We start from the raw sequence: 15,642 nt of genomic DNA, 5'->3' as shown, positions 1-15,642 counted from the left end.
AAAACACGAAGGCGACCCTGGGGTCGCCTTCGTGTTTTCTATAAAGGAAAAACTCACTCAAGCCTTGGCGGCCACGACCATTTTTTTCGCGTGCGCCAGAGACTCCTTGGTCAGATCGATACCGCCCAGCATCCGCGCTACTTCTTCCACGCGTTCCGACTTGTTCAGCTTGGACACGGCTGTATGCGTTGCATCGCTGCCTCTGACCTTATGCACAAACAAGTGTTGGTGCCCTTGAGCTGCCACTTGCGGCAGGTGGGTGACCGTAAGCACCTGGCCTCGATCCCCAAGGCGGCGTAACAACTGGCCAACGATTTCTGCCGTCGGCCCACCGATACCTACGTCGACTTCGTCGAACACCAATGTCGGTACCCGCGAGGTTTGCGCGGTAATTACCTGGATGGCCAGGCTGATTCGTGACAGTTCCCCCCCAGAAGCCACTTTTGCCAGCGCCTTGAGCGGCTGCCCGGGGTTGGCGCTGACCAGTAGCTCGATCTGCTCGAAGCCGTGGGGTTGCAGTTCATTGTTGGCGTTGGCGCGCAGTTCGATGGTGAAGCGCCCGCCAGGCATGCCCAGGCGCTGGATTTCCTGCTCGACGGCACCGGCCAGGCTTGTGGCTGCCTGTTGGCGCAGGTTGCTCAGCTCGCTGGCCTTCTCTTGGTAATGGCGAGCAAAAGAAGCGAGCTCGTCACCCAGCCGCTCAATGGATTCGTCATTCGCGTTCAGGGTCTCGATTTCATCCAGCAGTTTTTGCTGCAGTGCCGCTACTTCGGTGGGCTGGATGCGATGTTTGCGCGCCAGGGTATAGATGGTGTCCAGGCGTTCCTCTATTTCCTGCAGGCGCGCAGGGTCTGCGTCGAAGTGGTCCAGGAAGCGATTCAGCTCGCCCACGGCTTCCTCCACCTGGATCTGCGCGCTGGTGAGCAACGTGGTGGCTTCGCTCAGCGAGCCTGAGGCGTTGTTCACACTGGAGAGTCGATTGAGGCTGGCGGTGAGTGCGTTGAGCACATTGCCGGAATCGCTCTCGCTGCATTGTTCTACTACCTGGCGGCATATGCCCAGCAGGGTTTCCGCGTTGGTGAGGTTCTTGTGTTCCTGCTCGAGTTGTTCCAGCTCTGTCTCGCCGAGGCCGAGGCTTTCCAGTTCTTCAAGCTGGTAGCTGAGCAGTTGGTGGCGAGCGCGCTGTTCGTCACCGGAGTTGGATAGTCGCTCCAGTTCCTGGCGGGTCTGGCGCCAGCGTTGAGCGGCCAGCTGTACCTGGCGGGCAAGGTCGGTGGCACCGGCGTATTCGTCCAGCAGGCGGCGGTGGGTATCGGTTTTGAGCAGGGACTGGTGTTCGTGCTGGCTATGAATATCGATCAGCAGTTCGCCCAAGGCTTTCAGGTCGCCAAGGGGGCAGGGTGTGCCGTTGATATAGCCGCGTGAGCGCCCTTCTGCGGTGATGACTCGGCGCAGGATGCACGGCCCTTCATTATTAAGGTCGCGCTCGACAAGCCAGGCTTCGGCCTCGGGAATGTCTGCCAGGTCGAAGGTCGCCAGGATATCGGCCTTGTCCGCGCCGGGACGTACTACGCCGCTGTCGGCGCGATCACCCAGGGTGAGTCCCAGGGCGTCGAGCATGATCGACTTGCCGGCGCCGGTTTCGCCTGTGATTACGCTCATCCCGCGATCCAGTTCGAGATCCAGGTGTTCAACGATGGCGTAGTTGTGTACGGACAGGTGCACGAGCATGACGGCCGCTCCCAGGCTTTAGGTCTGGTTATTTATACAGTGTTTTGTTTGGGGCTGACAATCCTGCCGCTTAGCTCGATTTGCTTGATCTTCTGGTTTTTTAGCGCGATAGGGAATAAGTGCGCAGGAATTGATCTGAGGCAAGTGAAAGATTTTTGGTAACCGCTGGGGTCTTGAACCTGGAAATTGTGGCCCCATATACGGGAACAGAAGCGCGAGTTGAGTTCGCGCATGATTTTGAAAGGAGAAATCTATGGCTGACGAACAGACGCAGGATACGCAAACTCCAGACGCCAATTCGGCCGTCGGTGATGAACTGACAACTCGTGTGCAAGTGCTCGAAGAGCAACTGGCTGCTGCGCAGGATCAGTCTTTGCGTGTTGCCGCCGATCTGCAGAACGTCCGCCGCCGTGCCGAGCAGGATGTTGAGAAGGCGCACAAGTTCGCGCTGGAAAAATTCGCCGGTGACTTGCTGCCAATCATCGACAGCCTGGAGCGTGGCCTTGAGTTATCCAATGCGGACGATGAAAACATCCGCCCGATGCGCGAAGGCATCGAACTGACCCTGAAAATTTTCCAGGACACGCTCAAGCGCTATCAGCTCGAAGCGATCGATCCTCACGGTGGCGAGCCGTTCAACGCCGAGCATCACCAGGCCATGGCGATGCAGGAAAGTCATGACCTTGAGCCAAACAGCGTGTTGAAGGTATTCCAGAAGGGGTACCTGCTCAATGGTCGCTTGTTGCGCCCGGCAATGGTGGTGGTGAGCAAGGCGCCTGCACCCGTTTCGCCATCTATTGATGAGCAGGCTTGAAATCCGCCGCAAGGCCCCCATTTATAAGTCAAGCGATTAAGTGCTACCGCAGTTAGCCATAACTGCTGCGGCAACCAAATTCAAGTTTCGGGAGAGTAAATCATGGGCAAAATTATCGGTATCGACCTTGGGACCACCAACTCGTGCGTCTCGGTCATGGAAAACGGCAAGGCCAAGGTTATCGAGAACGCTGAAGGCACGCGTACCACGCCGTCGATCATTGCTTACGCCAACGATGGCGAGATCCTTGTTGGTCATTCGGCTAAGCGTCAGGCGGTTACCAACCCACATAACACCCTGTACGCGGTGAAGCGTCTGATCGGTCGTAAGTTCGACGAAGAAGTCGTGCAAAAAGACATCAAGATGGTGCCGTACAAAATCGCCAAGGCTGATAACGGCGACGCCTGGGTTGAAGTAAACGGCAAGAAGATGTCCGCGCCGCAGATCTCGGCCGAAGTCTTGAAAAAGATGAAGAAGACGGCCGAAGATTACCTGGGCGAAGCCGTCACCGAAGCGGTGATCACTGTTCCGGCCTACTTCAACGACAGCCAGCGTCAAGCGACCAAGGATGCCGGCCGCATCGCGGGCCTTGACGTAAAACGCATCATCAACGAACCGACCGCGGCCGCTCTGGCTTATGGCATGGACAAGGCCAAGGGCGACCACACTGTGATCGTTTATGACCTGGGTGGCGGTACTTTCGACGTTTCGGTTATCGAGATCGCCGAAGTCGACGGTGAGCACCAGTTCGAAGTGTTGGCCACCAACGGTGACACCTTCCTGGGTGGTGAGGACTTTGACATTCGTCTGATCGACTATCTCGTTGACGAATTCAAAAAAGAAAGCGGCATAAACCTCAAGGGTGACCCGCTGGCGATGCAGCGCCTGAAAGAAACGGCTGAGAAAGCCAAGATCGAGCTGTCTTCCAGCAACTCGACCGATGTAAACCTGCCGTATATCACTGCCGATGCCACCGGTCCAAAGCACTTGAACGTGAAAGTTTCTCGCGCCAAGTTGGAAGCGCTGGTTGAAGACCTGGTTCAGCGTACCATCGAGCCTTGCCGCATCGCGCTGAAAGACGCTGGTATCGATGTTGGCGCCATCAACGATGTCATCCTGGTCGGTGGTCAGACCCGTATGCCGTTGGTACAACAGAAGGTCACCGAGTTCTTCGGTAAAGAAGCACGTAAAGACGTGAACCCGGACGAAGCGGTTGCCATGGGTGCTGCCATCCAAGGTGCGGTATTGGCCGGCGACGTGAAAGACGTGCTGTTGCTGGACGTAAGCCCGCTGACCCTGGGTATCGAAACCATGGGTGGCGTGATGACTGCGCTGATCGAGAAAAACACCACGATTCCTACCAAGAAATCCCAGGTGTTCTCGACGGCCGATGACAACCAGGGCGCTGTGACTATTCACGTGCTGCAGGGTGAGCGTAAGCAAGCGGCACAGAACAAGTCCCTGGGCAAGTTCGACCTGGCCGAGATTCCACCTGCTCCACGTGGCGTGCCACAAATTGAAGTGACCTTCGACATCGACGCCAACGGCATTCTGCACGTAGGCGCCAAAGACAAGGCTACCGGCAAGACTCAGTCGATCGTGATCAAGGCCAACTCCGGTCTGTCCGATGAAGAAATTCAGCAGATGATTCGTGATGCTGAAGCCAACGCTGATGCTGACAAGCGGTTCGAAGAATTGGCCGTCGCGCGCAATCAGGGGGATGCCCTGGTTCACTCGACGCGCAAAATGGTCGCTGACGCTGGTGACAAAGTGACCGCCGAAGAGAAGGCTGCTATCGAGGCTGCGGTGGTTGCGCTGGAAGCCGCTGTCAAAGGCGACGACAAGGCTGCGATCGAAGCCAAGGTTGAGGAGTTGTCGAAAGTCTCCGCGCCGGTTGCCCAGAAAATGTACGCCGAACAAGGCCAGCCGGCTGACGGTGCTGCGCACCAGGCAGAGCCTGAAGCCAAGCACGATGACGTTGTCGATGCCGAGTTCGAAGAAGTCAAAGAGCAGAAGTAAGTTGGTCGCCCGGTTGACCGCTATCAAGCGGTGACTGGTAGGATGTCGCCGCGCGGGAGCTTGCTCCCGCGTTGGCGTGTCTGGGGTATGCGAATTTTTACAGCATGCGACAGTGTTCGGATGTTGGCGGTGTGATCGGGAATGCTCCTGCTTTCCGAGCAATGAATGCCGCGTTTTTAGCCGGGTCCCTGGCTGAAAACAGTAATGACCAGGATCGTTGAATTGACGTGAGTTGGGTCCGGGCCTGTATTGGGGCTCAACGAGTTTGGCAGGGCTCAGGAGGGTCTGGCTGAACGTCCTTAAGAGTGCAAAGACTTATGGCAAAGCGTGACTATTACGAAGTGTTGGGTGTGGAGCGGGGCTCCAGCGAGGCGGACCTGAAAAAGGCTTACCGCCGCCTGGCGATGAAGCATCACCCGGACCGTAATCCGGATAGCAAAGAATCCGAAGAAATGTTCAAAGAGGCCAATGAGGCCTACGAATGCCTGTGTGATCCCAATAAGCGCGCGGCCTACGACCAATATGGCCATGCGGGTGTCGACCCAAGCATGGGGGGCGGCGGTGCCGGGTTTGGTGGTCAGAACTTCTCTGACATCTTTGGCGACGTATTCAGTGACTTCTTTGGCGGTGGTCGTGGTGGCCAGCGTGGCGGTGCCCAGCGTGGCAGCGACTTGCGCTATACCCTGGAGCTGAATCTGGAAGAGGCCGTGCGCGGCACCAGCGTCAATATCCGCGTGCCGACATTGGTCAACTGCAAGCCGTGCGACGGCTCCGGTGCCAAGAAAGGTTCTTCGCCGATCACCTGCCCGACGTGCGGCGGTATCGGCCAGGTACGTATGCAGCAGGGCTTCTTCTCGGTGCAGCAGACCTGCCCGCGTTGCCATGGTCAGGGCAAGATCATTTCCGATCCATGCGACGCCTGCCACGGCGAAGGTCGTGTCGAAGAGTACAAGACACTGGCCGTGAAGGTGCCAGCGGGCGTGGATACCGGTGACCGCATTCGCCTGTCGGGTGAAGGTGAGGCCGGTACCCAGGGTGGCCCTACCGGCGATTTGTACGTAGTGATCAATGTGCGCGAGCACTCGATCTTCCAGCGTGACGGCAAGCATCTGTTCTGCGAGGTGCCGATCAGCTTTGTCGATGCGGCCTTGGGTGGCGAGTTGGAGATCCCGACCCTGGATGGTCGAGTCAAGCTCAAGATCCCGGAAGGGACCCAGACCGGCAAGCAGTTCCGTATTCGTGGCAAGGGTGTGGCACCTGTGCGCGGTGGTGGTGCGGGTGACTTGATGTGCCGCGTTGCGGTAGAAACCCCCGTCAACCTTGGGCGCCGCCAGCGCGAACTGCTGGAAGAGTTTCGCAGTTCATTGGAAGGCGATGACACCCATTCACCGAAAACCACTGGCTTTTTCGAAGGCGTGAAGCGTTTCTTCGGCGACCTGTAAGGAAGTGAGTATGCGACGTATAGCCGTCATGGGCGCTGCCGGGCGCATGGGCAAGACGCTGGTCGAAGCGGTGCAGCAACGCTCGCCTGCCTCGGGATTGACCGCGGCGATTGTTCGCCCGGGCAGCACGTTGATCGGTGCGGATGCGGGTGAGTTGGCCTCATTGGGGCGTATCGGCGTTTCGTTGTCCGGCAGCCTTGAGCAGGTGGCTGATGAGTTCGATGTGCTGATCGACTTCACCCTGCCTGATGTAATGCTCAAAAACCTCGCGTTCTGCCGGAAGGCGGGCAAGGCCATGGTGATCGGTACCACGGGGTTGACTGCCGGGCAGAAGCAGTTGCTGGTGGAGGCGGGCAAGGACATTCCTCTCGTCTTTGCTGCCAACTTCAGCGTGGGCGTGAATCTGTCGCTCAAACTGCTGGATATGGCGGCTCGTGTGCTGGGGGATGAGGCTGACATCGAGATTATCGAGACCCATCACCGTCACAAGGTCGATGCGCCGTCGGGCACTGCGCTACGAATGGGTGAAGCCATTGCCGATGCGTTGGGTCGTGACCTGTCGAAAGTGGCGGTGTACGGCCGCGAGGGTCATACCGGTGAGCGTGCGCGTGACACCATTGGGTTTGCCACTGTTCGCGGCGGCGATGTCGTGGGCGACCACACCGTGTTGTTCGCCACTGAAGGCGAGCGCCTGGAAATCACCCATAAGGCGTCCAGTCGCATGACGTTCGCCAAGGGTGCGGTACGCGCCGCGCTCTGGTTGGACGGCCGTGAGCCTGGTCTGTACGACATGCGCGATGTGCTGGATCTGCACTAATCAGTAGCTAAAACGGGGCCTCGGGATTATCCTAAGGCCTCTTTTTTATCCGCTAAGCGACGTCCTGTCGCATTCTCCTGCCTTTAAGGCTCATTAGCGGTGGACCAAAAAACCCTTTTTCTGTAAGCTACAGCTTTAGTGTGTCCACTAAAAGCGCGCAGAATAATTCAGTGAAGAAGCGGGGTGACGTGTCCATACGTCACTCCGCTTTTTTACAACCTGCGATCGCCCTTTCAGGCTTTATTTACGGGAGGTCTTCTTGACTAAGCCAGCCATACTCGCCCTTGCTGATGGCAGCATTTTTCGCGGCGAAGCCATTGGAGCCGACGGTCAAACCGTTGGAGAGGTGGTGTTCAACACCGCCATGACCGGCTATCAGGAAATCCTTACCGATCCTTCCTACGCCCAACAGATCGTTACCCTGACTTATCCGCATATCGGCAATACCGGCACTACGCCGGAAGATGTCGAGTCTGATCGTGTCTGGTCGGCTGGCCTGGTCATTCGTGATCTGCCACTGGTTGCAAGCAACTGGCGTAACACGATGTCGCTGTCCGATTACCTGAAAGCCAACAACGTTGTGGCGATCGCCGGTATCGATACGCGCCGCCTCACGCGCATCCTGCGTGAAAAGGGCTCGCAGAACGGCTGCATCATGGTCGGTGATTCTGCCTCCGAAGAAGCGGCAGTTGCCGCGGCGCAAGGCTTCCCTGGCCTGAAAGGCATGGATCTGGCGAAAGTCGTCAGCACCAAGGAACAGTACGAGTGGCGCTCCACCGTCTGGGACTTGAAGACTGACAGCCACGCGACCATTGAGTCCGCGGATCTGCCCTATCACGTGGTCGCTTATGACTACGGTGTGAAGTACAACATCCTGCGCATGCTGGTTGAGCGCGGTTGCCGTGTAACCGTGGTGCCAGCACAAACTCCGGCCAGCGACGTATTGGCCCTGCAGCCGGACGGTGTGTTCCTGTCCAACGGCCCGGGCGATCCTGAGCCATGCGACTACGCCATCCAGGCCATCAAGGAAGTGCTGGATACCGAGATTCCGGTATTCGGTATCTGCCTCGGCCACCAACTGCTGGCCCTGGCCTCTGGTGCCAAGACCCTGAAAATGGGCCACGGCCACCACGGCGCCAACCACCCTGTACAAGACCTGGACACTGGCGTTGTGATGATCACCAGCCAGAACCACGGTTTTGCGGTGGATGAAGCGACCTTGCCGGGCAATGTCCGCGCGATTCACAAGTCGCTGTTCGATGGTTCCCTGCAAGGTATCGAACGCACCGACAAGAGCGCGTTCAGCTTCCAGGGCCACCCTGAAGCCAGCCCGGGCCCGAACGACGTAGCGCCGCTGTTCGACCGTTTCATCAATGAGATGGCCAAGCGACGCTGACTGAGTGGCTTGCGGGTGGCCCCGATTCCGGTGGTCCCCGCAGGCTCTTCAAAGATTGTTCAAGACGGCTTGCCGACTGACCTGCGGATTTGAGTGACAAACCCATGCCAAAACGTACAGACATAAAAAGCATCCTGATTCTCGGCGCTGGCCCGATCGTGATCGGCCAGGCCTGCGAATTCGACTACTCCGGCGCCCAGGCTTGCAAAGCCCTGCGCGAAGAGGGTTACCGCGTCATCCTGGTGAACTCCAACCCGGCCACCATCATGACCGATCCGGCCATGGCCGACGCCACCTACATCGAGCCGATCAAATGGCAGACCGTTGCCAAGATCATCGAGAAAGAGCGTCCGGACGCGCTGCTGCCGACCATGGGGGGCCAGACCGCTCTTAACTGCGCCCTGGACCTGGAGCGCGAAGGCGTTCTGGAGAAATTCGGCGTAGAGATGATCGGTGCCAACGCCGACACCATCGACAAGGCTGAAGACCGTTCGCGTTTCGACAAGGCCATGAAGTCCATCGGCCTGGCATGCCCGCGTTCCGGTATCGCCCACAGCATGGAAGAGGCCAACGCGGTCCTGGAGACCTTGGGTTTTCCATGCATCATTCGTCCGTCCTTCACCATGGGCGGCACTGGTGGCGGTATCGCGTACAACCGTGAAGAGTTCGAAGAAATCTGCGCCCGCGGCCTGGATCTGTCGCCGACCAAAGAGCTGCTGATCGACGAGTCCCTGATCGGCTGGAAAGAATACGAGATGGAGGTTGTCCGGGATAAGAAGGACAACTGCATCATCGTCTGCTCCATCGAGAACTTCGACCCGATGGGCGTGCACACCGGTGACTCGATCACCGTGGCTCCAGCGCAGACTTTGACCGACAAGGAATACCAGATCCTGCGTAACGCCTCCCTGGCGGTACTGCGCGAGATCGGCGTGGAAACCGGCGGCTCCAACGTTCAGTTCGGCATTTGCCCGGATACCGGCCGCATGGTCGTGATCGAGATGAACCCACGTGTATCGCGCTCCTCGGCACTGGCGTCGAAAGCCACCGGCTTCCCGATCGCCAAGGTCGCGGCCAAGCTGGCCGTGGGTTACACCCTGGATGAGCTGTCGAACGACATCACCGGCGGCAAGACCCCAGCGTCCTTCGAGCCGTCCATCGACTACGTCGTGACCAAGCTGCCCCGTTTTGCCTTCGAGAAATTCGCCAAGGCTGACGCGCGCCTGACCACCCAGATGAAGTCCGTAGGTGAGGTCATGGCCATCGGCCGCACTTTCCAGGAGTCTCTGCAGAAAGCTCTGCGCGGCCTGGAAGTGGGTGTTTGCGGCCTGGACGAGAAGCTCGACCTGAGCAATCCGGAAAGCATGAGCGTACTCAAGCGCGAACTGACCGTGCCGGGCGCCGAGCGTATCTGGTACGTGGCTGACGCTTTCCGCGCCGGCATGACCGTCGAAGACATTTTCGGCATGAACATGATCGACCCGTGGTTCCTGGTGCAGATCGAAGATCTGATCAAGGAAGAAGAGAAGGTCAAGACCCTGGGTCTGGCCAGCATCGACCGCGACATGATGTTCCGCCTCAAGCGCAAAGGTTTCTCCGACCAGCGCCTGGCCAAGTTGCTGGGGGTGACTGAGAAAAACCTGCGCACCCATCGCCACAAGCTGGATATTTTCCCGGTTTACAAGCGCGTCGACACTTGCGCCGCCGAGTTCTCCACCGACACCGCCTACCTGTACTCCACCTATGAGGAAGAGTGCGAAGCCGCGCCGTCGGGTCGCGACAAGATCATGATCCTGGGTGGCGGTCCAAACCGTATCGGCCAGGGTATCGAGTTCGACTACTGCTGCGTACACGCGGCTCTCGCCCTGCGCGAAGACGGGTACGAGACCATCATGGTCAACTGCAACCCGGAAACCGTTTCCACCGACTACGACACTTCTGATCGCCTGTACTTCGAGCCGGTGACCCTGGAAGACGTGCTGGAGATCGTGCGCGTCGAGAAGCCAAAAGGTGTGATCGTGCAGTATGGCGGCCAAACTCCGCTGAAATTGGCTCGTGCACTGGAAGCCGCTGGCGTGCCGATTATCGGCACCAGTCCGGATGCCATCGACCGTGCCGAAGACCGCGAGCGCTTCCAGCAAATGGTTGAGCGTCTGAACCTGCGCCAGCCGCCAAACGCTACCGTGCGCAGCGAAGATGAAGCCATCCGCGCAGCCAGCAAGATCGGCTACCCGCTGGTGGTGCGTCCGTCCTATGTACTGGGTGGGCGGGCGATGGAAATCGTCTACGAAGAAGAAGAGCTCAAGCGTTACCTGCGTGATGCGGTGAAAGTTTCCAATGACAGCCCGGTGCTGCTGGATCATTTCCTTAACTGCGCCATCGAGATGGATGTGGATGCGGTGTGCGACGGTACCGACGTAGTGATCGGTGCGATCATGCAGCACATCGAGCAGGCCGGTGTTCACTCCGGTGACTCCGCGTGCTCATTGCCGCCTTACTCTTTGCCGCTGCACATCCAGGACGAGATGCGTGAACAGGTCAAGAAAATGGCCCTGGAACTGGGCGTGGTCGGCCTGATGAACGTTCAGTTGGCGCTGCAAGGCGAAGACATCTACGTTATCGAAGTCAACCCACGTGCTTCGCGTACCGTACCGTTCGTTTCCAAGTGCATCGGTGTGTCCCTTGCCATGATCGCTGCCCGCGTGATGGCCGGTAAGACCCTGAAGGAAATCGGCTTCACCAAGGAAATCATTCCTAACTTCTACAGCGTGAAAGAGGCGGTGTTCCCATTCGCCAAATTCCCTGGTGTGGACCCGATCCTGGGCCCGGAGATGAAGTCCACCGGTGAAGTGATGGGCGTAGGTGACACCTTTGGCGAAGCATTCGCCAAGGCCCAGATGGGCGCCAGCGAAGTGCTGCCGACCGGCGGTACTGCGTTTATCAGCGTACGTGATGATGATAAGCCGCTGGTTGCAGGCGTTGCCCGTGATCTGATCAACTTGGGCTTTGAAATCGTGGCCACCGCTGGGACCGCCAAGCTGATCGAAGCTGCCGGCCTGAAAGTGCGTCGCGTGAATAAGGTGACGGAAGGCCGTCCGCACGTGGTCGACATGATCAAGAATGACGAAGTTACCTTGATCATCAACACCACCGAGGGTCGTCAGTCGATCGCGGATTCCTATTCCATTCGTCGTAATGCCTTGCAGCATAAGATCTACTGCACCACGACTATTGCTGCTGGCGAAGCTATCTGCGAAGCGCTCAAGTTCGGTCCGGAAAAGACCGTGCGTCGCTTGCAGGATCTACACGCAGGATTGAAGGCATGAGCATAACCAAATACCCAATGACCGTTCAGGGCGCTCGCGCTCTGGAAGAGGAGCACGCCCATCTGACCAAGGTCGTACGTCCAAAGCTGAGCCAGGACATCGGCACGGCTCGCGAGCTGGGTGACTTGAAGGAAAATGCCGAATACCATGCTGCCCGCGAGCAGCAGGGTATGGTCGAGGCGCGGATCCGTGATATCGAGGGCCGTATGCAGAATGCGGTGATCATCGACGTCACGACCATCCCGCACACGGGCAAAGTGATTTTCGGCACCACCGTGGAAATCGCCAACGTCGAGACTGACGAAAGCGTGGTCTACCACATCGTGGGTGAGGACGAGGCTGACATCAAGAAAGGCAAAATCTCTGTTGGTTCGCCTATCGCCCGCGCCTTGATTGCCAAGGAAGAGGGCGATGTGGTGGTGGTCAAGACGCCAGGCGGCGTGATCGAGTACGAGATTGTTGAAGTTCGCCACGTCTGAAAGGCGGCGCCCGCTTCATGCGGGCGCCATGCTTTGGCAGCTCTGCCAGATGCTGTGGGTTGGTGGCCTGTGGTTGTTGCACATTGGTGTATTGCCGGCGCTGGGCCTGATTGGCCTGGCTCCGCTGCTGATCGATGAGATCGATGGATTGCTCAGTACGTTGCTGGTGGGTTTTGCAGCGGCGTGCGTGACGCTTCAGGCGTTGGTGCTGGTCAGGGCCGAGGGTCTGGGGAGTCTGTGGCGGGATATTCGCGGGCAACTGCTGTTGATGGCGCTGTATGCGTGTGCAATGTTTTGCAGCGTGCATGTCTGGCTGCCGGAAGCGTTGCGCTGGCAGCTCTTCAGCTATCTTGTGCTAGGTTTCTCCGGCTTGGTGCTGGTTATACAGCCTGCGCCGGGATGGAGTGGCGGGGCGCGCGAAGCACGCCCGTGACCCTTTCATTACTTGAAGCGATGAACGTTCGACAACTGCTTGTTGACGCTGAAATTCTTGCGATACAGCAGCGCCATCTTGCCGATGACCTGGACCAGGTCTGCTTTGCCAGCCTTGCACAATTGTGCAATGGCAGCCAGACGGGCTTCGCGGTCAAGGATGTTAACCTTGATCTTGATCAGTTCGTGATCGCCCAATGCGCGTTCAAGTTCGGCTAACACACCTTCAGTCAAACCGTTGTCTGCCACAATCAGAACTGGTTTCAGATGGTGGCCAATGGATTTGTACTGTTTCTTCTGCTCTTGAGTGAGCGGCATAATCTGACCCCTGCGTCTGATCTTGTAAAAAGCGGCGGCCAGTTTACCCGAGCGAGTCCGGGACCGCCCAGTTAATCACGACCCGTTTTATTTTCGAGGTGGCCCGTGGCCCGTTCCAAAACTAGCCTTAAGTGGCTGCAAGAGCATTTCAACGACCCTTACGTCAAAAAGGCGCAAAAGGACGGCTACCGTTCCCGGGCCAGCTACAAGTTGCTGGAGCTCCAGGACAAGGACAAATTGTTCCGCCCCGGCATGAGTGTCATCGACCTGGGTGCCGCTCCCGGTGGCTGGTCCCAGGTGGCCAGTCGTCTGATTGGCGGGCAGGGTCGATTGATCGCTTCCGACATCCTTGAGATGGACAGCATCCCGGATGTGACCTTTGTCCATGGTGACTTTACCCAGGATGCAGTGTTAGCTGAGATCCTGCAGGCTGTGGGAAATTCGCAGGTAGACCTTGTGATTTCCGACATGGCCCCCAATATGAGTGGATTACCGGCTGTTGATATGCCGCGAGCCATGTTCCTGTGCGAGTTGGCGCTGGATCTGGCGGGGCGGGTGTTGCGGCCGGGTGGTGATTTCCTGGTCAAGGTCTTCCAGGGTGAAGGTTTCGACGAGTACCACAAGAATATCCGCAAGCTGTTCGATAAGGTGCAGATGCGTAAACCGGACTCATCCCGGGATCGGTCTCGCGAGCAGTATCTGTTGGCGCGGGGGTTCCGCGGCATCGAAGGCGCCGCCAGTGATGAGCGTCTTTGAGCATTTGAAGGGAGTCGATAGGTTTTTTTATATCGCTTTCGTCATGAAGCTTTACGAATATTGTGTAGTCAAAGTTTCACAAAGGGTTACAGACGGCGCCTGCCAGAGTTGTAGGTAATGTAGTAAGTTAGGCCGGTGAATATCATGCGAAGCACGCGCCAGTAGCGGAGCTTGCTTCAGAGGGTAGTTAATTGAACGATATGGCAAAGAATCTGATCCTGTGGTTGATCATCGCGGCTGTCCTCGTGACGGTGATGAACAACTTCTCCAGCCCTAACGAGCCGCAGACCCTCAACTATTCCGACTTCATCCAGCAAGTTAAGGATGGCAAGGTCGAGCGCGTAGCGGTTGATGGCTATGTGATCACCGGCAAACGCAACGATGGCGACAGCTTCAAGACCATTCGTCCGGCAATTCAGGACAACGGCTTGATCGGCGACCTGGTGGATAACCATGTGGTTGTCGAAGGCAAGCAGCCGGAACAGCAAAGCATCTGGACTCAGTTGCTGGTCGCCAGCTTCCCCATCCTGGTGATTATTGCCGTGTTCATGTTCTTCATGCGCCAGATGCAGGGCGGCGCGGGGGGCAAGGGTGGGCCGATGAGCTTCGGCAAGAGCAAGGCGCGCCTGCTTTCCGAGGACCAGGTGAAAACCACCTTGGCAGACGTTGCCGGTTGCGACGAAGCCAAGGAAGAAGTGGGCGAGTTGGTCGAGTTCCTGCGCGATCCGGGCAAGTTCCAGCGCCTGGGTGGCCGCATTCCTCGCGGCGTGCTGATGGTCGGTCCTCCGGGTACCGGCAAAACCTTGCTGGCCAAGGCGATTGCCGGCGAAGCCAAGGTGCCGTTCTTCACTATTTCCGGTTCTGACTTCGTCGAAATGTTCGTCGGCGTCGGTGCCAGCCGCGTTCGCGATATGTTCGAACAGGCCAAAAAGCACGCGCCGTGCATCATCTTTATTGACGAAATCGATGCCGTTGGTCGCCATCGTGGCGCTGGCATGGGTGGCGGACATGATGAGCGTGAGCAGACGCTCAACCAGTTGCTGGTCGAGATGGACGGCTTTGAAATGAATGACGGCATTATCGTCATTGCTGCCACCAACCGCCCGGACGTATTGGACCCCGCGCTGCTGCGTCCAGGTCGTTTCGACCGCCAGGTTGTGGTTGGCCTGCCAGACATCCGCGGTCGCGAGCAGATCCTCAAGGTTCACATGCGCAAAGTGCCCATGGGTGACGACGTGGCGCCGGCTGTGATCGCTCGTGGCACCCCAGGCTTCTCTGGTGCTGACCTTGCAAACCTGGTCAACGAGGCGTCGTTGTTTGCCGCCCGTACCGGCAAGCGCATTGTTGAAATGAAAGAGTTCGAGCTGGCAAAAGACAAGATCATGATGGGGGCTGAGCGTAAGTCCATGGTCATGTCCGAAAAAGAGAAGCAGAACACCGCTTATCACGAAGCCGGTCATGCCATCGTGGGGCGCGTCGTGCCTGAGCACGATCCTGTCTACAAAGTATCGATCATCCCGCGTGGTCGCGCCCTCGGTGTCACCATGTTCCTGCCGGAAGAGGATCGCTACAGTCTTTCCAAGCGCGCACTGATCAGCCAGATCTGCTCGCTGTACGGCGGTCGGATTGCCGAAGAGATGACCTTGGGCTTCGACGGCGTAACCACTGGTGCCTCCAACGACATCATGCGTGCCAGCCAGATTGCGCGGAACATGGTTACAAAGTGGGGTCTGTCCGAAAAACTCGGCCCGCTGATGTACGCCGAGGAAGAAGGCGAGGTGTTCCTGGGGCGTGGTGGCGGCGGCCAAAGCGCGAGCTTCTCCGGTGACACGGCCAAGCTGATCGACTCCGAAGTGCGCAGTATCATTGACCAGTGTTACGGTACGGCCAAGCAGATCCTGACCGATAATCGTGACAAGCTGGATGCAATGGCTGATGCGCTGATGAAGTACGAGACCATTGATGCCGACCAGATCGACGACATCATGGCCGGTCGTACGCCTCGTGAGCCTCGCGATTGGGAGGGTGGTTCAGGCACTTCAGGCACTCCGCCCGTGGTTCAGAACGAGCGTCCTGAAACTCCTATCGGTGGCCCTGCAGCTGACCATTAAG

Annotated in this window: 12 protein-coding genes; 10 read left to right on the top strand and 2 right to left on the bottom strand. The window is 58.0% G+C overall.

The genetic code is table 11. The features are described 5' to 3' along the window. Positions 1-57: 57 nt before the first annotated feature. On the bottom strand, positions 58-1,731 hold the full coding sequence (gene recN, locus AB4O05_RS00315) for a DNA repair protein RecN (RefSeq protein ID WP_460133923.1): 1,674 nt from the start codon (positions 1,729-1,731) through the stop codon (positions 58-60). A 253-nt stretch (positions 1,732-1,984) separates the two neighbouring features. Between recN and grpE the strand changes: the two genes are divergently transcribed. From grpE to AB4O05_RS00275, 8 genes are all read left to right on the top strand, one after another. Beyond that, positions 1,985-2,545 (top strand): nucleotide exchange factor GrpE, encoded by a 561-nt coding sequence (grpE, locus tag AB4O05_RS00310; RefSeq protein WP_460133925.1) that lies wholly within the window; start codon positions 1,985-1,987, stop codon positions 2,543-2,545. A gap of 102 nt (positions 2,546-2,647) precedes the next feature. Next, positions 2,648-4,564 (top strand): molecular chaperone DnaK, encoded by a 1,917-nt coding sequence (dnaK, locus tag AB4O05_RS00305; protein WP_460133926.1) that lies wholly within the window; start codon positions 2,648-2,650, stop codon positions 4,562-4,564. Between the two features lie 317 nt (positions 4,565-4,881). Beyond that, positions 4,882-6,006: a molecular chaperone DnaJ gene (gene dnaJ / locus AB4O05_RS00300; RefSeq protein ID WP_460133928.1), complete on the top strand. Its 1,125-nt coding sequence runs from the start codon at positions 4,882-4,884 to the stop codon at positions 6,004-6,006. A 10-nt stretch (positions 6,007-6,016) separates the two neighbouring features. Beyond that, positions 6,017-6,823 carry a 4-hydroxy-tetrahydrodipicolinate reductase gene (gene dapB / locus AB4O05_RS00295; protein WP_460133930.1) on the top strand — a complete coding sequence of 269 codons (807 nt, stop codon included), beginning with the start codon at positions 6,017-6,019 and terminating at the stop codon, positions 6,821-6,823. 259 nt (positions 6,824-7,082) lie between these two features. Next, on the top strand, positions 7,083-8,219 hold the full coding sequence (gene carA, locus AB4O05_RS00290) for a glutamine-hydrolyzing carbamoyl-phosphate synthase small subunit (RefSeq protein ID WP_460133932.1): 1,137 nt from the start codon (positions 7,083-7,085) through the stop codon (positions 8,217-8,219). Positions 8,220-8,323: 104 nt separating this feature from the next. Beyond that, positions 8,324-11,545 carry a carbamoyl-phosphate synthase large subunit gene (gene carB, locus AB4O05_RS00285; protein WP_460133933.1) on the top strand — a complete coding sequence of 1,074 codons (3,222 nt, stop codon included), beginning with the start codon at positions 8,324-8,326 and terminating at the stop codon, positions 11,543-11,545. Between the two features lie 2 nt (positions 11,546-11,547). Further along, complete coding sequence (greA, locus tag AB4O05_RS00280; protein WP_460137721.1) at positions 11,548-12,024, top strand: transcription elongation factor GreA; 477 nt, start codon at positions 11,548-11,550, stop codon at positions 12,022-12,024. 28 nt (positions 12,025-12,052) lie between these two features. Continuing rightward, the gene (locus AB4O05_RS00275; RefSeq protein WP_460133935.1) at positions 12,053-12,457 is read left to right on the top strand and encodes an MFS transporter; all 405 of its coding nucleotides are present in this window, start codon (positions 12,053-12,055) and stop codon (positions 12,455-12,457) included. Between the two features lie 8 nt (positions 12,458-12,465). Here the strand turns inward: AB4O05_RS00275 and yhbY are convergent, their stop codons facing one another. Then, the gene (yhbY, locus tag AB4O05_RS00270; protein ID WP_460133937.1) at positions 12,466-12,774 is read right to left on the bottom strand and encodes a ribosome assembly RNA-binding protein YhbY; all 309 of its coding nucleotides are present in this window, start codon (positions 12,772-12,774) and stop codon (positions 12,466-12,468) included. A 105-nt stretch (positions 12,775-12,879) separates the two neighbouring features. Here yhbY and rlmE point away from each other — a divergent pair, with 105 nt between their 5' ends. Both rlmE and ftsH read left to right on the top strand, forming a co-directional pair. Beyond that, complete coding sequence (gene rlmE / locus AB4O05_RS00265; RefSeq protein WP_017847417.1) at positions 12,880-13,530, top strand: 23S rRNA (uridine(2552)-2'-O)-methyltransferase RlmE; 651 nt, start codon at positions 12,880-12,882, stop codon at positions 13,528-13,530. A gap of 200 nt (positions 13,531-13,730) precedes the next feature. Next, positions 13,731-15,641, top strand: a complete 1,911-nt coding sequence (gene ftsH / locus AB4O05_RS00260) for an ATP-dependent zinc metalloprotease FtsH (protein WP_460133939.1) — start codon at positions 13,731-13,733, stop codon at positions 15,639-15,641. Position 15,642 lies beyond the last annotated feature (1 nt).

Source organism: Pseudomonas sp. S1_G07 (genome assembly GCF_054668565.1).
This window is presented reverse-complemented; position numbering and strand designations above follow the sequence as displayed.